At 70.5% G+C, this 25295-nt stretch carries 23 protein-coding genes; 12 read left to right on the forward strand and 11 right to left on the reverse strand.

Going from position 1 to position 25295, the window contains the following annotated elements:
* Positions 1 to 62 precede the first annotated feature (62 nt).
* Entirely contained in the window at positions 63 to 1601 is a 1539-nt protein-coding gene (locus tag AC1RN5_RS15155) for an acyl-CoA synthetase (RefSeq protein ID WP_493041988.1), read from the reverse strand.
* 141 nt (positions 1602 to 1742) lie between these two features.
* Here AC1RN5_RS15155 and AC1RN5_RS15160 point away from each other — a divergent pair, with 141 nt between their 5' ends.
* The 4 genes from AC1RN5_RS15160 to mopJ all read left to right on the forward strand — a co-directional run bounded on the left by AC1RN5_RS15160 (position 1743) and on the right by mopJ (position 5269).
* Positions 1743 to 2627 carry a crotonase/enoyl-CoA hydratase family protein gene (locus AC1RN5_RS15160; protein WP_493041989.1) on the forward strand — a complete coding sequence of 295 codons (885 nt, stop codon included), beginning with the start codon at positions 1743 to 1745 and terminating at the stop codon, positions 2625 to 2627.
* Positions 2628 to 2678: 51 nt separating this feature from the next.
* Entirely contained in the window at positions 2679 to 3884 is a 1206-nt protein-coding gene (locus AC1RN5_RS15165) for a DUF2336 domain-containing protein (RefSeq protein ID WP_493041990.1), read from the forward strand.
* Between the two features lie 289 nt (positions 3885 to 4173).
* Positions 4174 to 4593: a Ros/MucR family transcriptional regulator gene (locus tag AC1RN5_RS15170; RefSeq protein ID WP_293495336.1), complete on the forward strand. Its 420-nt coding sequence runs from the start codon at positions 4174 to 4176 to the stop codon at positions 4591 to 4593.
* Positions 4594 to 4774: 181 nt separating this feature from the next.
* The gene (gene mopJ, locus AC1RN5_RS15175) at positions 4775 to 5269 is read left to right on the forward strand and encodes a motility/cell cycle regulatory protein MopJ (RefSeq protein ID WP_493041991.1); all 495 of its coding nucleotides are present in this window, start codon (positions 4775 to 4777) and stop codon (positions 5267 to 5269) included.
* A gap of 4 nt (positions 5270 to 5273) precedes the next feature.
* Here the strand turns inward: mopJ and AC1RN5_RS15180 are convergent, their stop codons facing one another.
* Together AC1RN5_RS15180 and AC1RN5_RS15185 are read right to left on the reverse strand one after the other, a co-directional pair.
* Entirely contained in the window at positions 5274 to 5693 is a 420-nt protein-coding gene (locus tag AC1RN5_RS15180) for a SufE family protein (protein ID WP_493041992.1), read from the reverse strand.
* Between the two features lie 61 nt (positions 5694 to 5754).
* Entirely contained in the window at positions 5755 to 6540 is a 786-nt protein-coding gene (locus AC1RN5_RS15185) for a sensor histidine kinase (RefSeq protein WP_493041993.1), read from the reverse strand.
* Positions 6541 to 6734: 194 nt separating this feature from the next.
* On the opposite strand from AC1RN5_RS15185, the gene AC1RN5_RS15190 reads away from it, so the two are divergent.
* On the forward strand, positions 6735 to 8402 hold the full coding sequence (locus tag AC1RN5_RS15190; protein WP_493041994.1) for a sensor histidine kinase: 1668 nt from the start codon (positions 6735 to 6737) through the stop codon (positions 8400 to 8402).
* A 3-nt stretch (positions 8403 to 8405) separates the two neighbouring features.
* Here AC1RN5_RS15190 and AC1RN5_RS15195 read toward each other — a convergent pair whose 3' ends face one another.
* Positions 8406 to 9212: a hypothetical protein gene (locus AC1RN5_RS15195; protein ID WP_493041995.1), complete on the reverse strand. Its 807-nt coding sequence runs from the start codon at positions 9210 to 9212 to the stop codon at positions 8406 to 8408.
* A gap of 192 nt (positions 9213 to 9404) precedes the next feature.
* Here AC1RN5_RS15195 and AC1RN5_RS15200 point away from each other — a divergent pair, with 192 nt between their 5' ends.
* The 7 genes from AC1RN5_RS15200 to AC1RN5_RS15230 all read left to right on the forward strand — a co-directional run bounded on the left by AC1RN5_RS15200 (position 9405) and on the right by AC1RN5_RS15230 (position 16148).
* The gene (locus tag AC1RN5_RS15200; protein WP_304701944.1) at positions 9405 to 9737 is read left to right on the forward strand and encodes a DUF1491 family protein; all 333 of its coding nucleotides are present in this window, start codon (positions 9405 to 9407) and stop codon (positions 9735 to 9737) included.
* 17 nt (positions 9738 to 9754) lie between these two features.
* Positions 9755 to 10210 carry a hypothetical protein gene (locus tag AC1RN5_RS15205; RefSeq protein ID WP_493041996.1) on the forward strand — a complete coding sequence of 152 codons (456 nt, stop codon included), beginning with the start codon at positions 9755 to 9757 and terminating at the stop codon, positions 10208 to 10210.
* 43 nt (positions 10211 to 10253) lie between these two features.
* Positions 10254 to 11855, forward strand: a complete 1602-nt coding sequence (locus AC1RN5_RS15210) for a peptide chain release factor 3 (protein WP_493041997.1) — start codon at positions 10254 to 10256, stop codon at positions 11853 to 11855.
* A 4-nt stretch (positions 11856 to 11859) separates the two neighbouring features.
* A complete protein-coding gene (locus AC1RN5_RS15215) occupies positions 11860 to 12756 on the forward strand; it encodes a class I SAM-dependent methyltransferase (RefSeq protein WP_493041998.1) in 897 nt (298 codons plus the stop codon).
* Positions 12753 to 13487, forward strand: a complete 735-nt coding sequence (locus AC1RN5_RS15220; RefSeq protein ID WP_493041999.1) for a pseudouridine synthase — start codon at positions 12753 to 12755, stop codon at positions 13485 to 13487. The genes AC1RN5_RS15215 and AC1RN5_RS15220 overlap by 4 nt, the downstream gene beginning before the upstream one ends.
* Positions 13488 to 13645: 158 nt before the next feature.
* Positions 13646 to 15019 carry a hypothetical protein gene (locus AC1RN5_RS15225; RefSeq protein ID WP_493042000.1) on the forward strand — a complete coding sequence of 458 codons (1374 nt, stop codon included), beginning with the start codon at positions 13646 to 13648 and terminating at the stop codon, positions 15017 to 15019.
* A gap of 73 nt (positions 15020 to 15092) precedes the next feature.
* On the forward strand, positions 15093 to 16148 hold the full coding sequence (locus tag AC1RN5_RS15230) for a TonB family protein (RefSeq protein WP_493042001.1): 1056 nt from the start codon (positions 15093 to 15095) through the stop codon (positions 16146 to 16148).
* On the opposite strand, the gene AC1RN5_RS15235 is transcribed toward AC1RN5_RS15230, so the two are convergent.
* The 7 genes from AC1RN5_RS15235 to AC1RN5_RS15265 all read right to left on the reverse strand — a co-directional run bounded on the left by AC1RN5_RS15235 (position 16145) and on the right by AC1RN5_RS15265 (position 25213).
* Positions 16145 to 17242 carry a DUF2336 domain-containing protein gene (locus AC1RN5_RS15235; protein ID WP_493042002.1) on the reverse strand — a complete coding sequence of 366 codons (1098 nt, stop codon included), beginning with the start codon at positions 17240 to 17242 and terminating at the stop codon, positions 16145 to 16147. The two genes, AC1RN5_RS15230 and AC1RN5_RS15235, sit on opposite strands and share 4 nt — an antisense overlap.
* Positions 17243 to 17250: 8 nt before the next feature.
* The gene (locus AC1RN5_RS15240; RefSeq protein WP_493042003.1) at positions 17251 to 17934 is read right to left on the reverse strand and encodes a hypothetical protein; all 684 of its coding nucleotides are present in this window, start codon (positions 17932 to 17934) and stop codon (positions 17251 to 17253) included.
* A gap of 74 nt (positions 17935 to 18008) precedes the next feature.
* Positions 18009 to 18767, reverse strand: coding sequence for an ABC transporter permease (locus AC1RN5_RS15245; RefSeq protein ID WP_493042145.1), 759 nt, complete (start codon positions 18765 to 18767; stop codon positions 18009 to 18011).
* 5 nt (positions 18768 to 18772) lie between these two features.
* Positions 18773 to 19522, reverse strand: coding sequence for an ABC transporter ATP-binding protein (locus AC1RN5_RS15250; RefSeq protein WP_493042004.1), 750 nt, complete (start codon positions 19520 to 19522; stop codon positions 18773 to 18775).
* 10 nt (positions 19523 to 19532) lie between these two features.
* Positions 19533 to 20549, reverse strand: a complete 1017-nt coding sequence (locus tag AC1RN5_RS15255; protein WP_493042005.1) for an ABC transporter substrate-binding protein — start codon at positions 20547 to 20549, stop codon at positions 19533 to 19535.
* A gap of 75 nt (positions 20550 to 20624) precedes the next feature.
* The gene (locus AC1RN5_RS15260; protein WP_493042006.1) at positions 20625 to 22694 is read right to left on the reverse strand and encodes an ATP-binding protein; all 2070 of its coding nucleotides are present in this window, start codon (positions 22692 to 22694) and stop codon (positions 20625 to 20627) included.
* A 716-nt stretch (positions 22695 to 23410) separates the two neighbouring features.
* The gene (locus AC1RN5_RS15265) at positions 23411 to 25213 is read right to left on the reverse strand and encodes an ABC-F family ATP-binding cassette domain-containing protein (RefSeq protein ID WP_493042007.1); all 1803 of its coding nucleotides are present in this window, start codon (positions 25211 to 25213) and stop codon (positions 23411 to 23413) included.
* Positions 25214 to 25295: the final 82 nt, after the last annotated feature.

Below are 25295 nucleotides of genomic sequence, written 5' to 3' on the forward strand. Positions count from 1 at the left end.
CTGGGCGAGGCGGGTCTGCGGGCTCATGCTGGAGAGGAGCCTACACCGAATACGCGATTGCGCTAGACGATCCTGGAGCCTTCCTTGCCCCAGTAGGCGTCGCGGATCAGGCGCTTGTAGAGCTTGCCGGTGGGGTGGCGCGGCAGTTCCTGCATGAACTCCAGCATGCGCGGCGACTTGATGTGGGAGAGGTTGGCCCGGCAATAGGCCATCAGCTCGTTGCGCAGGTCATCGCCGGCGTCGGCCCAGTCGGCGGGTTGGATCACGGCCACCACCTTCTCGCCCATCTCCTCGTCGGGCGCGCCCACAACCGCCACGTCGGCGACGCGGGGGTGGGTCACCAGCAGGTTCTCGATCTCCTGCGGATAGATGTTCACCCCGCCGGAGATGATCATGAAGCTCTTGCGGTCGGTGAGGTAGAGGAAGCCCTCCTCGTCCACCCAGCCCACGTCGCCCAGCGTGGTCCAGCCGTGCTTGTTGGTGTTCTCGGCGATCTTGTCGGGGGCGTTGTGATAGGTCAGCGGCGCGCCGTTGGCGAAGTAGACGACGCCTTCGCTGCGGGGCGGCAGGGGCTCGCCCTCGTCGTCGCAGATCTTGACCTCGGCGGTGGTGCCCTTGCCCACCGAGCCCTTGTGGGCCAGCCAGTCCTCCGGACCGATGTAGCAGAAGCCGTTGCCCTCGCTGCCGGCGTAGTACTCGTGGATCACCGGACCCCACCAGCTCATCATCTGCTCCTTCACCGGGATGGGGCAGGGGGCGGCGGCGTGGACCGCCGAGCGCATGGAGGAGACGTCGTAGCGGTCGCGGACCTCCTGGGGCAGCTTCAGCATGCGCACGAAGTGGGTGGGCACGAACTGGCCGACGTCGACCTTGTGCTTCTCGATCAGCCGCAGGGCGTCCTCGGGATCGAACTTCTCCATCACCACCACGGTGCCGCCCAGGCGCTGGACGCTCATGCACCAGCGCAGGGGCGCGGCGTGATAGAGCGGCGCGGGCGACAGGTAGACGCTGTCGGGCCGGAAGCCGAACAGGCCCTGGGCCATCATGGCCAGCGGGTTGGGGGCGTCGATGGGCGAGCCGGTCAGGGCCGGCTTGATCCCCTTGGGACGGCCGGTGGTGCCCGAGGAATAGAGCATGTCGGCGCCGGCGCTCTCGTCGGCCACCGGGGTGGCGGGCATCTTGTCCCGCGCGGCCTCGAAGCTCTCGTAGGGGGCGCGGGCCTCGCCCACCATGTAGAGCTTCACGCCCGGCAGCAGGGCCGGAAGCTCGTCGATCACTGGGCCGACCCCCGCCGAGGTGATCAGCAGCTTGGCCGCGCAATCCTTCATGATGTAGTCGATTTCGCCCGCCTGCAGCTTGGACGAGATGCAGGCGTAGTAGAGGCCGCAGCGCTGCGCCGCCCAGGCGATCTCGAAGAAGCGCGGGCTGTTGTCCATCAGGATGGCGATGACGTCGCCGGTGTTCAGGCCCAGGGACCGGAACAGCTGGGCGCCCTGGTTGGAGCGCTCGTCGAGCTGCTTGTAGGTCACAGTCTCGCCAGAGCCCGACATGATGTAGGCGGCGCGGTCGGGATGGGTCGTGGCGTGGGTGGCCGGATGCATGGCGGGTCCTAAAACTGGGCCAGGCCGCCGCTTTGGCGCTCCTGGCTCCTCCCAAACTTATCGTTGTTAATGAGCATATGCGGTGCTTGACGGACCGTCCGTCAAGCGGCGCGAACTGAAGAAAATCATGGGAGGAAGACGATGGCTTCGCAGACTTTCGAGACGCTCGCCTACGCTGTCGAGGACGGGATCGCCACGATCACCCTCAATCGGCCCGACAAGCTCAACGCCTTCAACACCCAGATGATGAAGGACATGATCGCCGCCTTCGACGTCACCGACGCCGACGATGCGGTGAAGGTGGTGATCGTCACCGGTGCCGGCCGCGGCTTCTGCGCCGGGGCCGATCTGTCGGGCGGCGCCCAGACCTTCGACTACGACGCCCGCGGCGGCGAGGACAAGGAAGCCCGCACCCGCGAGGGCGTGCAGCGCGACGGCGGCGGCCTGCTGACCCTGCGCATCTATGACAGCCTCAAGCCGGTGATCGCCGCGGTGAACGGCCCCGCCGTGGGCGTCGGCGTCACCATGCAGCTGCCCATGGACATCCGGATGGCGTCCACCGAGGCGCGGTTCGGCCTGGTGTTCGCCCGTCGCGGCCTCAATCCCGAGGCGGCCTCCTCCTGGTTCCTGCCCAGGCTGGTGGGGGTCCAGACGGCCCTGGAGTGGTGCTATACCGGCCGCATCTTCTCGGCCCAGGAAGCGCTGGAGAAGGGGCTGGTCCGCTCGCTGCACGCGCCGGACGACCTGCTGCCGGCCGCCCGCAAGCTGGCCCGCGAGATCGCCGACAACACCGCGCCCGTCTCCCTGGCCATCACCCGCCAGCTGATCTGGCGGATGGCCGGCGCCTCGCATCCGATGGAGGCCCACCGCGCCGACAGCCGCGGCATCCAGAAGCGCGGCGCCATGGCCGACGCCCGCGAGGGGGTGATGAGCTTCCTGGAGAAGCGCCCGCCGGCCTTCACCGACAAGGTCTCCACCGACGTGCCCGACATCTGGGAGCAGTGGAGCGCCCCCACGTTCAAGTGACATGAATACGTCCGGTTAAGGCCGGTATGATGGAGTCAGCGTGGATCCATCATGAATCAAGCCACGACCCCCACCGACCAGATCCCCGTCTTCCGCGCGCGGACCGCGTTGCTGAAGCGGATGGCCGACGTCGTGTGCCTGCCGTCCTCGCGGGTGAACGCCTTCGAGCGGGCCATGACCGCCGACCTGCTGGTGGACATGCTCCGCGAGGCCGAGCCGGAAGACAGGCTGAAGGTGGCGCGGCGCCTGGCCAACCTGACGGAGATTCCGGCCAGCCTGGTGCGGCTGCTGCTGCGCGACCACGTGGACATCGCCGAGGCCCTGCTCAGCAACTGCGCCTCGCTCAGCGACAGCGACCTGCTGGACTGCGCGCGCTCGACTGGCCTGGAGCATCGCCGGCTGATCGCCCTGCGCCGCGGGGTCAGCGAGGTGGTCTGCGAGGTGCTGGTGGAGTTCGGCGAGGCCCTGGTCATCGAGTGCCTGCTGAAGAACGAGCTGGCCAAGCTGTCCAACGCCTGTGTCGAGGCCATCGTCGCCTCCACCCGGGGCGACGCGCGCACGGCGCCGACCCTGCTGAAGCGCCCCGAACTGCGCCCGGCCCACGCCTATGTGCTGTTCTGGTGGGCCGACTCCGAGGCCCGGCGCACCATCCTCCAGCGGTTCGCCGTCTCCCGCGAGGTGCTGCAGGAGGCCACCGGCGACATCTTCCCCATGGCCGCGGCGGAGAACTGGCAGGACCCGCTGGCGCGCAAGGCGCTGCAGTTCATCGAACGCCGCCAGCGCAACCGGGCGGCGATTGAAAAGTCCCCCTTCGACAGCCTGGAGGCCGCCGTGGCGGCCGCCCAGAGCGGCCTGACCCGCGAAACGGCCGAGGAGATCTCCTACCTCTCGGGCCTCAAACCCATGACCGGCGCCAAGATCTTCACCGATCCGGGCGGCGAGCCCCTGGCCATCCTGTGCAAGGCCACCGGCCTGCCCAAGCAGGCCGTGCGGGCCCTGTGGCGCGGCCTGCGGCGGCCGGAAACCGAGGCCGACGGCAGCCCCAATCCGAACCTGGAACGGGTGCTGGTGACCTATGACATGGTGGCGGTCGATCGCGCGCAAACCGTTCTGCGTTACTGGAACTGGTCCCTGTCCTCGGCCCTGACCCCGGCGTTGCTGAAGGCCATTCGCGATGGCGATGAGGACGGCGCCGATGAATACTCTGTGCCCCAGCGCGCAGCGATGCTTGCGCTCTCCAAGGAATTCGGGCGTTAGGCTCGGTTCGAGCAAAAGCCGCCTTTAAAGTCGCCCCGGACTAGCTGCTGTTGATCGGCGCTTCCGCACACTGTTGCAGTGCAGAATATCGTATTTGGCTACTGGGGTCGTGGCGCCACCTTCCGGTGCATTACGCCAGCTTGTCTTTGTATCGAACGTGTTCGGCCAAGATGTCGCGGATTATCGCCGCTTGTGCTGGTCCTGAGTCCCCTATATTGACGCCATAACTGATGTCGTGAATCAGTCATCCCCCCAACTTGGGTAGTTACCCAGCACGGAATCGAGAATTATGGACGAAAAGTCGGAAGTCATTGAGATGACGGCGGATATTGTCTCCGCCTACGTCGGTAACAATTCGGTCGCAGCGTCGGATCTCCCCGCCCTCATTCAGAGCATCCACCGCGCTCTGTCCGGAATTTCGCAGGGCTCCGACGTCCAAGAGGCCGCGCCGAAGGAACCTGCGGTTCCCGTGCGCCGCTCCATCACTCCGGACCACCTGGTCTGCTTGGAGGATGGCCGCAAGTTCAAGTCTCTGAAGCGCCACCTGCGCACCAAGTACAATATGAGCCCCGAGGAATACCGGGCCAAGTGGAGCCTGCCGAAGGACTATCCGATGGTCGCGCCGAACTACGCCAAGGCGCGCTCGGATCTCGCCAAGCAGATGGGCCTTGGCCAGGGCGGCCGTCAGGCGCCGCGCAAGCGCAAGTAGGCTCTCCACGATTTCATCGTGACGACGGAACGCCCGCCCACCCGGCGGGCGTTTTGTTGTCTGGACCCTGCGGCAAAAGCGGTTTTCTGCGCCCAGGCCATGATTTCGCCTTGCCGCCGATTCGCGGCTCAGGCCATAAGTGATTCGTCGTGATTCCAAGGGGTTGTTAAGGAATCTGAATATGGCGGCACAGATCGGATCTTCGGCGGCGGCCGCCCGCGCGCATGAGGAGCTCTACGCCTACTGGGCGGGACTCCGGCATGGGCCGCGGCTGCCTGGCCGTGGCGACATCAAGCCCGAGGACTTCAAGCGCCTGCTGCCCACGGTCAGCCTGATCGACGTGCGCCGCGATCCCCTGGACTTCCGCCTGCGCCTGGCCGGCACCGGCCTCTACAGCGTCTATGGCCGCGAGATCACCGGCCGCGGGCTGGACGACGTCTACAACTCCGCCGCCGCCGACTACTGGCGGGTGGAGCTCTCCAAGATCGTCGAGGAGCGCCGTCCGGCGGTCGGCGTCCACAGCCTCTCCTGGCGCGGCGCCTCCCACATGTCGATCCTGTGGCTGCGCCTGCCGCTGGCCACCAATGGCGTCGATGTGGACATGATCCTCGGCTACGACGCGGTGGTCGGCATCCAGGGCCAGAGCCTGTCCAGCAGCGGCATCCGCGCCGCCTGAGATCCTAGGTCAGCGCCCCGGCGTCGCGGCGGATGCGGGCGACCATCGAGGCCAGGCCGTTGGAGCGCTGGGCCGAGAGATGGCCGCTCAGCCCCAGCTGGTCGAAGGCCTCCTTGGCGTCGAAGTCGAGAATCGCCTTGGCGGGCTTGCCCGAATAGAGCCGCAGCACCACCGCGATCAGGCCGCGCACGATATGGGCGTCGGAATCCCCCCGGAAGGTGACGGTCCCGTCGGCATGGGGCTCGGTCACCAGCCAGACCTGGCTGGCGCAGCCGCGGACCTTGTTGGCCTCGCTGCGCTCGGCGTCGCTCAGGGGGGCCAGTTCCCGGCCCAGGTCGATCACGTAGCGATAGCGTTCCTCCCAGTCTCCCAGGAGGTCGAACTCCGAGACCAGGTCGGCGAGGTCGTCTTGGATGGTGCGCATGCTGTCGGCGACTTAAGCGCCTGACCCCGCCGGCGCAACCGCGGGGTCGCAATCGGCCGGTTCAGGCCGCGGGGAGCCGGACCTGCGCGGTGAGCCCGCCCGCGGCGCCCGGGATCAGCTTCAGGCGGCCGCCCATGGCCTGGCACAGCAGGTTGACGATGGGCAGGCCCAGCCCCGCCCCCTCGCTGCGGCGGGTCAGCGCGCTGTCCCCCTGCTCGAAGGGCCGCAGCAGTCGCGGGATGTCTGCGACCTCCAGGCCCGGGCCCTGGTCGGCGATGCAGATCTCGATGTCGCCGCCGTCGCGCCGCGCCATCACCTCGATGGCCGAGCCCTCGGGCGAGAACACCACGGCGTTGTGCAGCAGGTTGGTGAGGATGGTGCGCAGGCCGCGCGGGTCGGCCTTCACCCGGGGCAGGGCGCCTTCGTCGCGGACGATGATCACCGTGTTGCGGTGGGCGATCTCCTCGCGCAGGCCGTCGAGGACGTCGTCCAGGGCGTGATCCAGCGGCTCGTCGCGCAGGTCCATGTCCATGGCCCGGCCCTCCAGCCGCGCGATCTCCAGGATCTGGTTGACCAGGTTCAGAAGGCGCTGGCCGCTGGCCCGGATGATGCCGGCATATTCCTTGTACTGCGGCGCGCCGAGCGGGCCGTAGAGCTCCTGGGAGATGATCTCCGAGAAGCCGAGGATGGAGTTCAGCGGCGTGCGCAGCTCGTGACTGACCATGCGCAGGAACGAGCGCTGGGTCTCGTCGAGGGCCGCTTCCCGCCGCGCGCGCGCGTCCCGCCGCCGCGAGCGGGCCGGAGGCGTGGTGTCGTCGAAGTCCGGAAGGGGAGCCGGTTGAGCCATGAAGGAGGGATCGCGCCTCTGGTGTTGGTCCCCAACTTGGGCTCGCGCCGCTTACGATTTCGTTTCCTGCTGGAACTTCATGCACTTGGACTTCATCGCGCGGGACGCGAGCAGCCTCGCAGGGACTCACCTGCGACGGTAAGGTTCCGCGCTGGCGCCGTGCGTGCGCCCTGCTGGAGGTCCAGAGACAGATCGTGGTCGAGAACGCGTCCACCAGACCCATGGGGACCTCCGGCGGCCAGGCGCCGCGGGAGCTCCTGTGGTGGCACGCGATCTGGCTTGCGGTCCTGGCCCTGGGGACGGGCGTCCTGTTGTTTTCGCCCGTCATACAGACCCCGGCCTCGATGACGGCCCTGGCCCTGGGGGCCGCCCCGGCCCTGGCCGGCCTGCTGCTGGCGCGCTCGCGCCACATCGCCGCCCACAGCCTGATCCTGTTCAACTGGGGCGCCGCCGGCGTGCTGGCCGCCCTGCTTACCGGCGGCGTCGCCGGGCCGATGGCGGTCTGGCACCTGGCCCCCCTGGCGGCGGCGGCGGCCATGGCGCGGATCGACCGCCTGGCCCTGGGCGCGGCCATCAGCCTGGCGGCCATCTGCCTGTCCCTGCTCACCGGCTACACCCTCAGCCTGCCCGCGCCGCCGCCCCCCAACCTGGCGGCCGGCCTCGGGGCCGTGGCGGTCATCACCATCTCCCTCTGCCTGGGCCTGGCCCTGATCGTCCTGCAGCGCCGGGTGATCCTCGACACCCGCCGCCGGGCCCTCATCGAGGCCCGCCTGCGCGAAGCCCTGGGGGACCAGCCCCACCTGCTGATCTCCATCCATCCCGGCGGCAAGCTGGCGGCGGCCTGGGGCCCGGCGCCCCGCGGCCTCAAGGGGCAGATCCTGGTGGGCCGCTCCCTGTCGCAGCTGGCCACGCCGGCCGATCGGCCGCGGATCGACGAGGCCCTGCGCACCGCCATCGTCGAGGGCCAGGCCCAGGTGGGGTTCGCCCCCGCCGGCGCGCCGGCCCTGTGGCACGAGCTGACCCTGCGCCGGGTGAACCCCACCCGGATGACCGGCTCGATCCGCGACGCCGGCGCCCAGCGGGCCCGCGAGGCCGCCCTGGACCAGGCCCGGATCGACGCCGAGACCGCCAACGCCGGCAAGTCCCGCTTCCTGGCCAATATGAGCCACGAGCTGCGCACGCCCCTGAACGCCATCATGGGCTTCTCCGACATCATGCGGCAGTCGCTGTTCGGGCCGATGCCGGAGAAGTACGCCGAGTATTCGGCCCTGATCCACGAGTCCGGCGAGCACCTGCTGGAGCTGATCAACGACGTCCTGGACATGTCGAAGATCGAGGCCGAGCGCTTCGAGCTGCACCGCGAGGAGTTCGACGCCCGCGACGCCATCTCGGCGGTGATGCGGCTCATGCGCGGCCAGGCCGACCGCGCGGGGGTCAACCTGCGCGGCCTGTTGCCCAAGGATCCCCTGGAGGTGACCGCCGACCGGCGCGCCCTCAAGCAGATCGCCCTGAACCTGATCTCCAACGCGCTCAAGTTCACCCCCAAGGGCGGGGCCGTGACGGTCACCGCCCACGCCGAGGGACCGGTTCTGGAGCTGATCGTGGCCGACACCGGCACCGGCATCAGCGCCACGGACCTGCAGCGCCTGGGCCGGCCCTTCGAACAGGCCGGCGGCGCCGATCAGCGGGCGGCCGGCACGGGTCTGGGCCTGTCCCTGGTGCGGGCCTTCGCCGAGCTGCACGGCGGCGAGATGGCCATCGAAAGCCAGTTGGGGGAGGGGACCACGGTCAGCGTGCGCCTGCCGGTGATGGAGCTCGAACCCATGCCCGCGGCCCCGGCGACGGAAGAGACCACCAGCTAGGGCCTAGCGATTGGCGACCTGAAGGAAGGCCCGGCCGGCGGCGAAGTCGCCCACCTCCACATAGGCCCGCCGCGGCGCCCGGCCCTCGAACAGGAACTCCACCATCACCGCCTCGCGGGGATCGAGCCCGGCCAGGGTGCGGGCGGCCTGGGCCGGGAAGCGGAAGGCCCAGCCGCTCTTGAGGTCCTTGGGCAGCAGGTCCAGTCCGGCCCGGCTGCGCGCCTCCGCGGCGTAGGCGGTCTGGGCGGCCACCGGCGGCAGGCGACGGGCCAGGGCCATGCGTTCCAGGCTGTCGCCGCGGGCGTCGAGATAGGGGCCCAGGGTCAGGTCGACGTCGCGCAGCACCAGGCGAGCGGCGTAGGGCGCCGCCCCGTCCTCGAAATTGGCGACCGCCATCAGGCGGTTGGCGCCGATGCGGCCGGCCAGGCCGAACACCATGGTCCCGCCGTCGAAGGCCGTGTCCTGGGCCAGGCGCCAGCGGGCCGCGGTGGCCGTGGAGCTGCGATCGGCGCGCCATTGGGAGACGTCGCCGGGATAGTCCATCTTGATGAGCTTGGCGTAGCCCTCGAAGGCGGTGCGCACGCGGGAGGCGGCGAGGTTCAGGTCGGGGGAGTCGCAGGCCGCCCCGGCGGCCTTCCGCGAGGCGCGGCGTTCCACGGCGCTCAGGGTGGCGCGATCGGCGCCGGCGCGCAGGGCCGCGCCCCGGGCCTGGGCCCGCGCCGCCGCCAGGGCCGAGCCCACCGAGGCGTCGAACAGGCCGCATCGGGCGTCGGCCGCGGTCATCACGGTGCGTTCGTAGAAGAGGTCCACGCTGCTCGCGCTAGCAAGCCCCGGCGCGGCGCAGATCGCCGCGGTCAGACTGAGCCCCACCCACCAACACGCCGCGCGCCGCGCAGTTGTGCGCGTTGTGCTCGTCATGCTCTCTGCCAGTCCCGTATGCTCGGGACATTGGACGGCAACCTAAGCCGTTCGCCCTTTCCGTTCCGTTACGAGAGCCGCGTCATGATTCTGTCCACGGACATCTGGGTCGCCGCCCTGATCCGCCGCGCCGAGCTGGCCGGCGGCTTCGGCGTCGTGGCGCGCAAGGGCGACGCCCGGGCCGGCAGCGTCCTGGTCCGGGTGCTGAACCTGGAGGACAAGACGACCCGGCTCTATTCGGAGGCCACCCGCGGCGACGGCGAGCGCATCTGGATGCGGCCCCAGCTGTTCGACAACGAGGCCGACATCGACCGCTACATCCAGCGCGCCCTGCGCATCGACCCCGACCTCTGGGTGGTGGACATCGAGGACAAGCAGGGCCGCCACTTCCTCACCGAGCCTGTGGAAGAGGGTTAGCCGGGGATTCACCGCCTTTGTGCACCGGCCTGAAAGTCGGCGGCGCCAAGGTGTTCAGGCGCTCCCCCAAGCCCAGCAGTGACCAGGCCCGCATGCTCTTCCTGATGAACGACGTGGTCCTCAACCTCGCCGGCATGCGGCTGGCGCCGAAGCTTTCGGGGCGCCGGTTCAGGGCCCTGTCCTTCAACGCCGTCAGCCGGCTGGGGCAGGAGCTCTATGCCGAGGACCCGCTGCTGCACCTGCGCCGGCCCGAGCGGGCCAAGCGGCTGGCCACCCTGATCATGGCCAAGGCGCCGGCCATCAACGCCGCCCTGTTCACCGCCCCGGGCTTCGGCTGCGATCCGGGCGAGGTCTCGATGCGCTACCTGAACCTCGATTTCGAGATCATGGCCCGGCTCAGCAAGCGCCAGGACGATGGCGAACTGGACACCATCTGGACCGATCGCCAGGTCTGGAGACGTCTGGCGGCCTGACCGCCGGCTGGCGTTAGGCGGCCGGCTGCGCTAGTCCCCGCCCATGAGCAACTCTCCCGCCGCCGAGGCCGCGCGCCGGCGCACCTTCGCCATCATCTCCCATCCGGACGCCGGCAAGACGACCCTGACCGAGAACCTGCTGCTGGCGGGCGGCGCGATCCGCGCGGCCGGCGCGGTGCGGGCCCGCGGCGAGAACCGCCGGACGCGGTCGGACTGGATGAAGATCGAGCGCGAGCGGGGCATCTCCGTCTCGGCCAGCGTCATGACCTTCGACCACGACGGCCTGATGTTCAACCTGCTGGACACCCCGGGCCACGAGGACTTCTCGGAGGACACCTACCGGACGCTCACGGCCGCCGACGCCGCGGTCATGGTGCTGGACGCCGCCAAGGGGATCGAGCCCCAGACCCTGAAGCTGTTCGAGGTCTGCCGCCTGCGCGACATCCCCATCGTCACCTTCATCAACAAGATGGACCGCGAGGCCCAGGACCCCATCGAGCTGCTGGACGAGATCGCGTCGAAGCTGGCCCTCGACCCCGCGCCGCTCTACTGGCCGGCGGGCTCCGGCGGGCGGTTCAAGGGCATGCTGGACCTGCGCACCCAGCAGTTCCTGCCCTTCGCCAAGAAGACCGCCGACAACAAGGACGAGGGTCACCCCGCCGCCGTCGCCTTCAAGGGCAATGCGATGGTCAGCTATCTCGACCCCGAGGAGCAGGCCGAGCTGGAGGAGACCTCCATGCTGGTGGGGGAGGCCTCCAAGCCCTTCGACCCCAAGGCCTTCCTGGAGGGCCACATGACCCCGGTCTTCTTCGGCTCGGCCCTGCGCCACTTCGGCATCGACCAGCTGCTGGCGGGCCTGGGCGCCTACGCCCCCCCGCCCAAGGCGGTGGCCGCCACCAAGGGCGGCGACGCCACCCACATCGCCCCGGGCGATCCGGAGGTCACCGGCTTCGTCTTCAAGGTCCAGGCGAACATGGACCCCAACCACCGCGACCGCATCGCCTTCCTGCGGCTCTGCTCGGGCAAGTTCGCCCGCGGCATGAAGCTGAAGGTGCAGAACACCGGCCGTCAGCTGTCGGTCAACGCGCCGATCATGTTCTTCGCCTCCGACCGCGAACTGGCCGAGGAGGCCTTCGCCGGCGACGTCATCGGCATCCCCAACCACGGGGTGCTGCGGGTGGGCGACAGCCTGTCGGAGACCGGGACCATCCGCTTCGCCGGCCTGCCCAACTTCGCCCCGGAAATCCTGCAGCGCGTCCGGGTCAAGGACCCCCTCAAGGCCAAGCACCTGAAGAGGGCGCTGGAGGGCCTGGCCGAAGAGGGCGTGACCCAGCTCTTCCGGCCCCAGTTCGGCGCGGACTTCATCGTCGGCGCGGTCGGGCAGCTGCAGTTCGAGGTGATGGCCGACCGCCTGGCCAATGAATACCAGCTCGAGGTCCAGTTCGAGGCCAGCCCCTTCGCCGAGGCCCGCTGGGTCACGGCCGCCAAGGCCGAGCTGGAGGACTTCGTCACCAAGCACAAGACCGCCATGGCCACCGACATCGACGACCAGCCGGTCTTCCTGGCCAAGTCGGCCTGGGAGCTGGGCTACGTGATCGAGCGCTATCCGCAGGTGGCCTTCCATCGCACCCGCGAGCGGGGCTAGCCCCGTGGCCGGCGCGATCGTCTACGGGACCCCGCCCTACGGCCTGGTGGAGGTTCCGGCCGGCGCGGTCCAGGTCTCGCCGATCCTGGCGGGCTCCACGGCCCTGGAGAGCCTGGCCGACGCCAGCCTCGACGAGGCCGTGATCGCCGCCCCGCCGGGCACGGCTGAACGCGACTATGCCCTGGCCCAGGCCCTGAGGGCCCTGAAGCCCGGCGGCCGCCTCACCGCCTTCGCGCCCAAGGACAAGGGCGGCTCGCGCCTGAAGAAGTCCCTGGAGGCCTTCGGCTGCGAGGTCTTCGAGGAGTCCCGCAAGCACAACCGCATCTGCACGGTGGAGCGCCCCGACCAACCCACCGGCCTGGAGGCCGCCATCGCCAAGGGCGCGCCGCGCGCCGTCGGCGAGTTCTGGACCCAGCCCGGGGTGTTCAGCTGGGACCGGGTCGATCCGGGCAGCGCCCTGCTGCTGAAGAGCCTGCCGCCCCTGAAGGGCAAGGGCGCGGACTTCGGCTGCGGCATCGGCATCCTGGCCCTGCAGGTCCTGGCGGCCCCGGAGGTCACGGCCCTCACCCTGGTGGACATCGACCGCCGGGCCATCGAGGCCGCGCGCCGCAATGTCGACGACTCCCGGGCCGCCATCGTCTGGGGCGACGTGCGGCAGGCCGGCCTGACCGATCTCGACTTCGTGGTGATGAACCCGCCCTTCCACGACGGCGGCTCGGAGGACCGGGCGCTAGGGGTGGCCTTCATCGAGACCGCCGCCAAGGCCCTGCGCAAGGGCGGGACCTGCTGGCTCACCGCCAACCGTCACCTGCCCTATGAGCGGCCCCTGGCCGCGGCCTTCTCCAAGGTGGAGCTGAAGGCCGAGGCCGGCGGCTACAAGATCTACGAGGCCCGCAAGTGAGCAAGCCGCCGATGGCCCGGCTCGATCGGCTCTTGGCCAATCTGGGCTACGGCTCCCGGCGCGAGGTCAACGCCCTGGTCCGGGCCGGCGGTGTGATCCTGGACGGGGTGACCCTGAAGGACGCCGGGGCCAAGGTCCCCATCGTCCGCGACCTGCCCGCCCGCATGACCATCTCCGGCGCCCCGGTGGACCCGCCCGCGCCGCTCACCCTGATCATGCACAAGCCGCTCGGCGTGGTCTGCTCGCACCGCGAGCCGGGGCGCAGCATCTATGAGCTGCTGCCCACCCGCTGGCGCGCCCGCATGCCGGGACTCTCCAGCATCGGCCGCCTGGACAAGGAGACCTCGGGCCTGCTGCTGATCACCGACGACGGGGACCTGCTGCACCGCGTGATCTCGCCGCGCCACCACGTGGCCAAGCGCTACCTCGCCACCCTGGACCGGCCGATGAGCGGGGAGGAGGCGGCGATCTTCGCCGCCGGGACCCTGATGCTGGAGGGGGAGGACAGCCCGCTCGCGCCGGCCGAACTCGAAGTTCTGTCTCCCAACCAGGCCGCCCTGACCATCACCGAGGGCCGCTACCATCAGGTGCGCCGGATGTTCGCCGCCGTCGGCAACCACGTCACCGCCCTGCACCGCGACCGCATCGGCGGCCTGCCCCTGCCGGCGGACCTGGCCCCCGGCGCGTGGCGGGTGCTGGACGAGGCCGGCGAGGCGGCGATCTTCGGATAGGCGCCACATTTCGCCTCAAACGCGAAAATTCGTATTCCGTTAACCATAAACCACTGATTAACCACTTGTTTACGATCTCGGACCCGGCTTTGCTCCTTCCGGTCTGAACCCAGGTCAGGCGTCCCGTGTTGAGACGCCAGGGTGATCGGAGCCGCGACATGTTCGAGTTCGGTCGAGAATTGAAGCGCCTGTTCGGCGCCGAGGGCCTGAACACCCCGCGCGACGGCCTGACCGGCGGGGACTCCTCCCTGCTGGAGCTGCTGGACCTGGAGCTGCTGAAAGTCGAAGCCAAGGCCGCCGACGTGGCCGCCGGCCGCATCGGCGCCACCGACCGCGCCCAGCGCAAGCTCGAAGCCGCCATCGTCTGGCGCGAGGTCGCCCGCCGCTCCGGCGACGCCGTGGCCCTGCGCAAGGCCGCCGCCACCGCCGAGGCCGCCGCCGACCTCTTCGACCGCAACCGCCGCCCCGACGGCTGGGCCCGCGCCCGCTGCGAACAGGCCTTCTGCGCCATGCTGGGCGCCGAGCTGTTCGGCGACGAGGGCCTCAACGCCGCCGCCGACCTGGCCTTCCGCGAGGCCCGTGCCGCCGCCCGCGGGGGCCTGGCCCTGCCGCTGGCCGATGTCGGCATCGCCGCCCTGGAAGGCCGCGCCCGCATGGCCGCCGGCGACGCCCAGGCCGCCCGCGTCGTGGCCGCCCGCTTCACCATCCCGATCCAGGGCCTCACCGTCCTGACCAAGCGCTGCCGAGCCGCCCGCCTGCTGGCTGTCGAGGCCCGCCTGGTGCGCGCCGACCTGCTGCTGGGCTGGGGCGCGCGGCTGAAGGACAGCGGCCTGCTGCAACAGGCCCTGGACGACGCCGAGGCCGCCATCACCGGCATGGACCCCGCCTACGAGCCCCTGAGCTGGGCCCGCGCCGCGGCCCTGCGCGGCCAGGCCATGGCCCTGCTGGGGGACGCCGCCGGCCAGATCGAGAGCGTGGCCGCCGCCATCAACCAGCTCGCCGACGTGCTCAACGACCTGTCGCGGGAGCACAGCCCCCTGGACTGGGCCCGCATCCAGACCTCCCTGGCCGAGAGCCTGCAGGCGCTCGGCGAGGCCGGCGCCAGCGAGCGCGCCTACGAACAGGCCGTCACCTGCTACGACCGCGCCGCCATGGTGCTCAAGGAGATCCCGGCGCTCGCCCTGCGCGCCTCGGCCGCCTCCAACCGCGCGCTTTGCCTGGCCCGCTCGGCCGAGCTCTCCGGCGACCTCAATGTGCTGGACGCCGCCGAGACCGCCTTCCGCATCGAACTGACCGCCATGTCGCCCGGCCGCGATCCCACCGCCTGGGCCCTGCTGCAGGTGAACCTGGCCCGTCTCTACGAAGCCCGCCTGGACATCACCGGCCGCGACCGGGGCGAGCGCGCCGCCGCCGCCCACGCCCTGAACGCCGCCCTCGACGTCTTCGCCGAACAGGGCCTGCGCTCTCTGAGCATCATCGCCTCCGACGCCCTCAGCCGCCTGACCCACGGCTCCCCGCGGCCCGCCTTCTAGGGCGCGCGATTTAGACTCCTCAACTCCTGGGTGCGCATGGCAAGCTGCGCCTTGGGTTGGGGGAGCGCCTGCGATGTGTTGGAATGTTCTGGGTCCCGTGCTGCTCGGCGCGGCGACAATGGCCTCATCGGCCCTGGCCGCCGACACGGTCGTCCACGCCACCTGGCTCACCCGTCCGAGGGCGGAGGATCTCCTGGGGGTCTGGCCTGCCGAGGCGCTGAAGCGGGGACTGGGGGGACGCGCGGTCCTGTCCTGTACGGTCACCACCACCGGCGCTCTCGTCGAGTGTCAGGTCGCCAGTGAGAGTCCGCCGGGCGCCGACTTCGGACAGGCCGCGATCGCCCTAACCCCCCAATTGCTGATGTCGCCGGCGACTCGCAACGGCGCCCCGTTCACCGAGGCCGGGGTCAAGGTCTCCATAAACTTCACCGGCGCCGGACCCGAGACCGGTTCCCGCATCGGCGGCCAGATGAGCCTGGCCCCCATCCCGGTCAGGGCTATCTCCGACGTCCCCTGGATCGACGCGCCCACCTACGACCAAGTGGTGGCCGCCTATCCGCAGAAGGCCCGGGACAAGGGGGTCGCCGGCCACGTCGTCCTGAGTTGCACCTTCAAGTCCGACGGCCGCTTGACCGGATGCTCGACCGTGCGCGAGGAGCCGGACGGCTACGGCTTCTCCGGCGCCGCTCGCAGCCTGGTGGGCGCCTTCGCCGCGCCCACGGTGATCGATGGTCGGCCGGTCAGGGCCGCCACCCTGCAACTGCCGGTCTCCTTCGAGCCCAAGATGCTGGACCCCAATCACCCCACCGTCGGCAAGCCGCAATGGACGGTGCTGCCGGAGGCGTCCGACTTCCAGGCGGGCTACCCGAAGGCCGCCCTCGCCGCGGGTGTTCTCAAGGGCCGCGCGGTGGTCAGCTGCGTGGTCGCGCCCGAGGGCAAGCTGGCCGACTGCGCGGTGGCGAGTGAAGAGCCCTCGGGCCTCGGCTTCGGCGCCGCGGCCTCCGCCATCGCGCCGCAATTCCATATGGGAATCTGGACCCCCGACGGCCTGCCGACCGTGGGCGCGCGCATCAAGGCCCCGATCCGCTATGAGCGGCCAGAGGCGGACGCCCCGCCCGCCAAGCCCTAGGCGGCGGCGACGTCGCCGGTCTGGCGGCGCATGCGCCAGAAGCGGATGGTGCGCTGGGCGGCTTCCAGGGGCAGGGACTCGTAGAGCTGGCCGTATTCGCGGGCCCGGCCCATGGCGTTGGAGTCCCGGTCCAGGATCAGCACGGCGAAGGTCAGGTACAGGGAGCGGTCGAAGCCCGCCGCCTTGCAGACGATGGAGAGCGCGTCGAGCTCGCGGCGCTCCAGGATGCGCCGGGCGGTGTGGAAGTCGATGTCGGCCAGTTCGCACAGGGCCACCAGGAACTTGGTGGTCTCGCGGTTGCGCAGGAAGCCGGCCAGGACCGGCGGAGTGATGGCGCCGCGCAGGCGCAGGATGCGGATCGCCTTCTCGGCCTCGGCATAGTCGCCGGGCAGGGCGCCGTCGCGGGCGGCCAGGCGCTTGCGGCCGGCGGCCAGGGCCTGGTCCAGGGCCTCGGGGTCGACCTCGGAATTGCGCTCCAGGATCTGGTCGCGCAGCCGGGCCTCCACCACGAAATACATCTCGTTGAGCAGGTCGACGGGCAGGGCTTTGCGCGCCACCACGGCCTGGTGCAGGGCCGGATTGTCCAGGGCGCGGTCCACCACCATCTCGTGGGTCTCGCGCGACATCTCGGCCCCCGAATTGGCCAGCAGGGCCCCGACCGTCTCGTCGTCGCCGCGCTCCACGATGGCCTCGGAGACCGCCATCGGCACCACCGGGCGCTGGGAGATGGCGCGCAGGTGGTCCTGGCCGCGCGTGCGGGCCACCGACAGCAGGTCGTCCTCGGTCAGAGCGGTGGAGCCCTCCAGCAGGGGACGGGCCACCTCGATGGAGGCGTCGCGGGCCAGGGCCCGGATCAGGCCCGCCGGCGCGGGATCGGCGCCGGACATGCGCTGGGCGAGCTCGGCGCGGACGGCCTCTTCCATGTCCCCGGCCAGCTGGGTCAGGACATCGTCGAACAGGGCCATCTCGCCGGGCGCGCGGGGATCGTCGGTGGTGAAGAACAGGTCGGTGACGCCGCGCAGCAGCTCGCGCCGGCGGTCGCTGGAGGGCTCCTGGGCCAGTTCGATCAGGTCGTGGAGCTTGGTGCGCGTCATCTGGGCTCTCAGAACGGGCGGCCGTCGCCGCCGTCGGACTCGTCGCGGCTGTCGTCGTCGGTCGTCTTGGCCTTGGGCGCGTCGGGGGGACCGATGAGGACATAGCGGTCGCCGGCCGGCGGCTCAGGGATCAGGTCGGGCTCCAGGCCATAGGCGCGGTGCACGGAATAGAGCTTGGAGGAGCCGCCCACCCTGCGGGCTGTCGCCGAGGCGTCGGCCAGGTGTTGCGGGGCGGCGACCGCGGCCTGCTCGGGGATCGGCGGCGGGCCGCCGTACAGGCTCGAGGGCAGGGGCGCGTAGACCGGCGGCGAGGACGGCGACTGCAGGGACGGGGCCGGCGGCGCGGCGCGCGGGGCCTGGTACGGCGTCTGCGGGGTGAAGGGCTGGTAGGCGGGCGGCCGGTAGGTGGTCACCTGCCGCTCGCCGGGCGGCGGGGCCAGCTCCGCCGGGGGCGGGGCCTCCTGGCGGCCGCGGGCGAACTGGCCGGCCAGGGCCATGGGCTCGGGTCGCGCATAGGGGCTCGGCTGGCCCGACGGGGTGGCGTAGGCGCGCTTGTTGGACCAGTTCAGCATCGGGCCGGCCGGCGCCGACGCCTCGACGGGCGCGCGCGCCTCGTAGCGGGGGCGATCGTCCTCCTCGGAGGCCGGATGGGCCGCGCGGAGCATGGCGGCGATGGCGAGACCTAGGCGCATGATCGGCGAAAGCTAGCCGCCGCCGCTTAACCCTGAGCTAACAGCCGTCTTTAACCCTGGCCTAACGGGCGCTCTTAACGGCCGCGCCACCAGGCCAGTCCGGCCCGCTCCGCCCGCTCCAGCAGGGCGTGCAGGACCACCCCCATCAGCCCCAGGACCACCAGGGCCGCGATCATGCGGGCCGTCTGCAGCTTGTTGCCCGCGTCCAGGATCCGCCAGGCCAGGCCGCGCACCCCGCCCGACCCCGCGCCGAACTCGGCCACCACCGCCCCGATCACCGCCAGGCCGGCCGCAACCTTATGACCTTCCAGCAGAAACGGGACGGCCGAGGGCAGGCGCAGGCGCAGGACCCGCTGCAGGCGGCTGGCGCCATAGAGATCGAACAGCCGCTCCAGGTCCGGGTCGGCGGCCTTCAGGCCGGTGACCGCCCCGGAGAAGATCGGGAAGAAGGCCACCAGCACCGCCAGGGCCACGATGGCCCGCTCGGGATGGTCGATGCCCGCCCAGATCAGCACCAGAGGGGCGATGGCCACCACCGGGGTCACCTGCAGCACCGAGGCCAAAGGCCGCACCGCGCGGTCGGCCAGGGGGCTCAGGCCCACCAGCAGGGCGATGGCCTGGGCCGCGACGCTGGCGATCACCAGGGCGATCAGGGCCACCGACAGGGTGTTCCAGGCCGCCTGCATCAGGCTCGTCGTGTCGGTGGCCAGCGCCACGGCGACGTCGGAGGGGGCGGGAAGGAAGTAGGCCGGCACGCCGGTGACCCGGCAGGCGATCTCCCATCCGGCCAGCAGCAGGGCGATCAGGGCGAAGGGCGCCAGCAGGTCCAGCAGCTTGCTCACGCCGCGGCCTCCGAGCCTTTCACCAGCAGGTCCGACACCGCCTCGGCGGCGTGGCGGAACTCCGGGGTGGTGCGGAAACCGATCAGCCGGGGCAGGTGGCCCGCCACCTCGATCTCCCCGGCGATGCGGCCTGGTCCGCGGGTCATCACCGCCACGCGGCTGGCCATGTAGGCGGCTTCCTCGACATTGTGGGTGACGAAGACGATGGCCGGCCTGGTCTCACGCCACAGCTTCAGTACGTCGTCGGCCAGGGACCGGCGGGTGATCTCGTCGAGGGCCGCGAAGGGTTCGTCCAGCAGCAGCAGGCGCGGCTCGGTGACCAGGGCCCGGGCCAGGGAGGCGCGCATGGCCATGCCGCCGGAGAGCTGGGCGGGGCGGGCCTGCTCGGCGCCGGCCAGGCCGACCCGGGCGAGCGCCGCGGCCGCCAGGTCGCGGGCGCCCTTGCGCGAGGCGCCGGCCAGCTCCAGGGGCAGGGCGACATTGGCCTGGGCGGTCATCCAGGGGGCCAGCGTCGGGGCCTGGAAGACCACCGAGGTCTCCCCGCGGCCGGCGGTCCGGGTCACCGTGCCCCGGGTCGGCTGCTCCAGGCCGGCCAGCAGGCGCAGCGCCGTCGACTTGCCGCAGCCCGACGGCCCCACCAGGGCGACGATCTCGCCGGGCGCCACGCTCAGGGTGAACGGCCCCAGGGCGCGGCCGCGCTTGGGGTAATCGACTTCAACGGCCTCGAGGGCGACGACGGGTGGCATCAGCGGCGGGCTACTTCGCCGCCGGCGGCGCCACGAACTGCAGGGTGTAGGCCTTCTTGTAGTCCAGGGTCTTGGGATAGACGCCCTGGTCCGAGGCGAGCTTGAAGAACTCGGCCCAGCGGGCGTCGCTCATCGTGCCGATGCCGGCGGTCTTGGCCTCGCCGCCGTCGACGATGCCGTAGGACTTCATCTTCTCCCGGGCCTGGTCGAGGACGTCCTGGGCCATCTCCGGATTGTCCTTGCGGATCAGGGCGTCGGCCGGCTTGGGATCGCCGTAGAGATAGTCGTGCCAGCCCTTGGCCGAGGCCTCCACGAAGGCCTTCACCGCCGCCGGATTGGAGTCGATCAGGCTCTGCGGGACCATGATCATGGTGGCGTAGCTGGGATAGCCGTTGTCGGCCAGGAGGAAGACCTTGGGCTTCATCTTGGCCTCTTTCTCCAGGGTGTAGGGCTCGCTGGTGACGTAGCCCTGCTGGGCCACGCGCTTGTCGGCCAGGAAGGGGGCGGAGTTGAAGGTGTACTTGCGGATCTGGTCGTCGGTGAAGCCGTACTTGGACTTCAGCCAGACCCAGAAGGCGGTGACCGAGGCGTCCGACAGCAGGATGGGATGGCCCTTCAGGTCGCCGATGCTCTCGATCCCCTGGTCGGGGTGGGCGATCAGGACCTGGGGGTCCTTCTGCATCATGGCCGCGACGGCCTTCACCGGCACGCCCTCCTGGGCCATGTTCAGGGCGATGAAGCTGTTGGAGCCCATGCCGGCCTGGACCGCGCCCGAGGCCAGCAGTTGCGGCACGTTCACGCCGGGCCCGCCCTGGACGATCTGCACGTCCAGGCCGCGCTTGGCGTATTCGCCGTTGGCCAGCGCCTCATAGAAGCCGCCGTGCTCGGCCTGGGCCCGCCAGTCGGTGGCGAACTTGATGACCGTGGGCTGGCCGGCGGCCGGGGCGGTATCGGCCTTCTTGGCCGGGGAACAGGCGACGGCGAGGACCGCGAGGGCGGCGACGGCGATGGCGCGCAAGGCGTTCATGATCTCTCCCCAACTTGGATCGCCCTTAAGCCTAGGGCGTGACGGCCCCGCTTCCAAGATGGGTTGGCCAGGTTTCTAGGCCGCGTTGTCCCGGGCGCGCGCCTCGTCGAGCCACCGGGCCAGGACGCCGTGCAGGGCTTCGATCTGGATCGGCTTGCCCACGGCGTCGTTCATGCCGGCCTTGAGGCAGCGGGCCTCCATCTCGGGCATGACGTCGGCGCTCATGGCGATGATCGGCAGGGTGGCGCAGCGGCCCCCCAGCCCCCGGATCAGGCGGGTGGCCTCCAGGCCGTCCATGCGGGGCATGTGGACGTCCATCAGGATCAGGTCGACGCCGCCGTCGCGGGCGGCGGCCACCGCGTCCTCGCCGTTCTCGGCCAGCACCACCTCGCAGCCCAGCAGGGTCAGGACCGTGGCGCCCAGCTCGCGGTTCACCGGGTGATCGTCCACCAGCAGCACGCGCGCGCCCAGGTCGCCGATCTTGCGCATGCCCGAGGCCGGCTGGGTCACGCTCTCGGCCAGGGGCGCCTCGATCTCGAACCAGAAGACCGAGCCGAAGCCCTCGGCGCTGTCGAGGCCGATGCGGCCGCCCATCAGCTCGGTGAGGCCCTTGCAGATGGCCAGGCCCAGGCCCGTGCCGCCGTGCTCGCGGGTGACCGTGGCGTCGGCCTGGCTGAACCGCTTGAACAGCCGGGTCGCCTGTTCGGTCGGGATGCCGATCCCGGTGTCGGTGACCACGAAGCGCAGGGTGGCGGCGTCGCCGGCCAGCGTCACCTCCAGGTCCAGGCGGACCCGGCCGCGCTCGGTGAACTTGATGGCGTTGGACAGCAGGTTCAGCAGGATCTGCCGCAGCCGCAGGTCGTCCATCATCACCGGGCGATCGACCTCGCCGGTGGCGGAGAACTGCAGGTCCAGGCCCTTGCGGCGGGCCGCCTCGGCGACGATGGCCAGGGTCTCCTGGGCCATGGCCCGAGGCTCGACGGCCCGGGGCGACAGCTCCACCTCGCCGGACTCCATCTTGGAGAAGTCCAGCACGTCGTTGACGACGTTGAGCAGGGAGGAGCCCGCGCGGTCGATCAGGGTCAGCTGGCGGTGGGCGGCCTCGGGCAGGTCGCCGCGCTTCATCAGCACCTCGGTGAAGCCGATGATGCTGTTCATGGGGGTGCGGATCTCGTGGCTCATATTGGCCAGGAACTCCGACTTGGCGCGGCCGGCGGCCAGGGCGCGGGCCTGGGCGGCGCGGGCCACCCGGGTGCGGCTGGCCCACAGGCGCTTCAGGCGCTTCTGGTCGGCGATGGCGAGCGCGGTGGCGAGCGCGGTGAAGAAGCTGATCCCGATCAGGAACTGCACGCCGCGGGTCTTCTGCAGCATCGTCCAGGTGGCGCCGGTGTGGGTCTCCTGGCTCCCCAGGACCAGGCTGGTGGACACCGAGGCCAGCATCATCGCCGCCACCGCCGCGCCGCGCGGGCCCAGGCGGAAGGCGATGAGGGTCATCAGGGGGAAGATGATGATCGGGGTTGGGAAGCGCACCGGCGTGAAGGCCAGCACGCTGCCGGCCGCCATCAGGCAGTAGAGGCCGAACTGCTCGGGCCAGTCGCGGTGGAAGTCGCGCACCGCGTCGGACCGGGCGATCAGCAGGATGGCGGGCAGGGCGATCGCCATCCCCAGGCCGTGGGCGTAGAACCAGGTGCTCAGCACGGAATCGAAGCTGCGGCCGAACAGGGTCAGGACGTCGGCGGCCACCACCGAGCTGGCGGCCGTCGCCGGCGCCACCGCGAACAGCAGCAGCTTGGCCACCCGCTTGAGGCTGGTGAGCCGCATGGTCTGGCCGCAGGCCTTGCGCGCCAGCCAGGCCGTGGCGAAGGCCTCGGCGAAGTTGAGCACCGGGAAGGCGAAGCCGATCCCCATGGAATTGCCCAGCAGCAGGCCGGCGCCCCAGTTGAACAGGAAGCAGAGGACCGCCGCCGGGACGCTCCAGCGCCAGGGCAGCAGCAGGAAGGACGCCGCCAGGATTCCGTTGGACAGCCAGATCGCCGCCACCCCGGTCTCGCCCTTCGACAGGCCCAGGCTGAACAGCACGCTGGCCGTGAAGGCCAGGGTCAGGCTGACGGTCAGGATCAGGTTGCGCGATGGCTTGGACAGCATCGAGGGTCCTTAAGAGGCCGCGCGATGATGACTCATTCTGATGGCGAAAGGCTTAAGCTGTGCCAAGTCGGGACATATTGTCGCAACGAACCGGGTAGCGCCCATAGCAAGAGGGCGGCGCAACGGTTTCCCGTCGCGTCGCCCTCTCATCCAGATCCGTTGGGGGATCTGCGTCTCAAGGTCGGATGCGACTTCGAACGCGGGGTTACCCGCAGGTTTCCATCGCCGCCGGTGTCCTTTGGTGGTTCCGGTCCCGACTTGCGCCGCTTCCAGTTCCCCAGAGAACCTCCTGCTCGCATCGTCGAACCCGTTTCCGTGTCCGTCAGCGCCGCAGTCCCTCTCGACCCCTTGATCTTTCCCCCGAACCCTCTATCAAGCAAGCGCCCCGACTCGCCCCGATGTGGGCGAAGGCCCGAATCCCGGTGGACATCCTGTGGATGTTTTGGGGATTTTCCGGGAATTTCCCTTAAAAATCAGCGTCGAAATTTATCCACAGCATTCCTGCTGCCGTCGCGAATCAGGGCTGCCAACCCCCTGACCGTCATCCTCGGGCTTATCCCGAGGATTCATGGACTCCGCGGCGCAGGAGCCCCTGGGCGGCGACGCGCGTGCTCGCGACCGAAAGACCGAGATCATGGATCCTCGGGACAAGCCCGAGGATGACGAAATCGGATGCGAAGGGAGCCATGACCCCGCGAGGAGAGGCCGTGGCGTCCCTAGCGCCCGCCCTCCAGGGCCTCGCGCATCTCCTCCAGGGTCATCCAGTCCTCCTCGGCCTTGGCCAGTTCGGCCTGGGCGGCGGCGTGGGCCTTGGTCAGGCGGTCGAAGCCGGCCGGATCGCGGGTGTAAAGGGCCGGATCGGCCATGTCGGCCTCCAGCTTGGCGATCTTGGCCGGCAGGCTGGCCATCAGGCCCTCGGCCTCCTTCAGCCGGTGCTGGTCCTTGAAGGAGAGCTTGGTGGCCTTCTTCGGCTCGGCGGGCTTCGCCGCCGCCTTGGGGGCGCTGCCCGGGGCCGGCGCCTCGCCGATAGCGCGGAAGTAGCCGGGGTTCTGGCGCAGGAAGTCCTGCCAGCCGCCCGGCGTCTCCACCACGTCGCCACGGCCGTTCAGGGCGATGGTCGAGGTGGCCAGCCGGTCGATGAAGTCGCGGTCGTGGCTCACCAGGATCAGGGTACCCTCGAAGTCGGCCAGCAGGTCCTCGAGCAGGTCGAGGGTGTCCATGTCCAGGTCGTTGGTGGGCTCGTCCAGGATCAGCAGGTTGGCGGGCGTGGCGAGCGCGCGGGCCAGCAGCAGGCGGTTGCGCTCGCCGCCGGACAGGCTGCGCACCGGCTGGCGGATCTGGGCGTCGGTGAACAGGAAGTCCTTGGCGTAGGCGTTCACGTGCTTGGGCTGGCCGCGCACCATCACCTGGTCGCCGCCGAGTGGAGTCAGGACGTCGCGCAGCATCATGTCGGGCTTCAGGTCGGCCCGGGCCTGGTCGATATAGGCGGTCTCCAGATTGGCCCCCAGCTTCACCGAGCCGGTGTCGGGGGCGATCTCGCCCAGCAGCATCTTCACCAGGGTGGTCTTGCCCGCCCCGTTGGGGCCGACGATCGCCACCCGGTCGCCGCGCAGGATGCGGGTCGAGAAGCTCTTGAGCAGGGTGCGGTCGCCGAAGGCCTTGGAGATCCCCTTGGCCTCGATCACCCGCTGGCCCGACAGGCCGGAGGAGGCGATGCCCATGTTCATCTCGCCGCGGGTCTCGCGCAGGCGCTCGACCTTGACCTGGCGCAGCTCCATCAGGGCTCGCCTACGGCCCTCGTTGCGGGCGCGCCGGCCGGTGACCCCGCGCTGCAGCCAGTACTCTTCCTGCTCCAGCTTCTTGTCGATCCGGCGGCTCTCCTCGACCTCGGCGGCCAGGATCTGCTCCACCCAGGCGTCGAAGGCGGCGAACCCCCGGTCGAGGCGGCGCACCTTGCGGTGCTCCAGCCAGAAGCAGCGCTGGGTGGTGCGTTCCAGGAAGGCGCGGTCGTGGCTGACGATGACCATGGCCGCGCGGCTGCGGGTCAGCTCCGCCTCCAGGGTCTCGATGGCCAGGATGTCCAGGTGGTTGGTGGGCTCGTCCAGCAGCAGCAGGTCCGGGTCCTCGGCGAAGGCGCGGGCGAGCGCCACGCGGCGGATCTCGCCTCCCGACAGCCCGGCCGTCGATTTGGCCGGGTCGATGCCGAAGATGGCGAGCGCCGCCTCGGCCTCGTGCTCGGCCGCGCCGCCGGCGGTGACGTGCTCCAGCAGGGTGGCGCCGACGATCTCCGGCTCCTGGGGAACATAGGCGATCCGCGTGGCCGGCTGCACGGCGCGCTCGCCGTCGTCGGGCTGGATCTGGCCGGCCAGCACCTTCAGCAGGGTGGTCTTGCCCGCCCCGTTGCGCCCCACCAGGCAGGCGCGCGAGCGCGGCTCCACCGACAGGTCGACGCCGTCGAACAGCATTTTCGGTCCGTCGGCGAGGCGGACGTTCTTGAGGGCGAGGATGGGTGGCTTCATGCGGCGTCCGACATAGCGGGGCGCTGGCGCGAAGCAAGCGTTAGAACCCAAACCGCTCATCCCGGCGAAGGCCGGGATCCAG

The organism is Phenylobacterium sp. GW821-FHT12F10, from assembly GCF_058806695.1.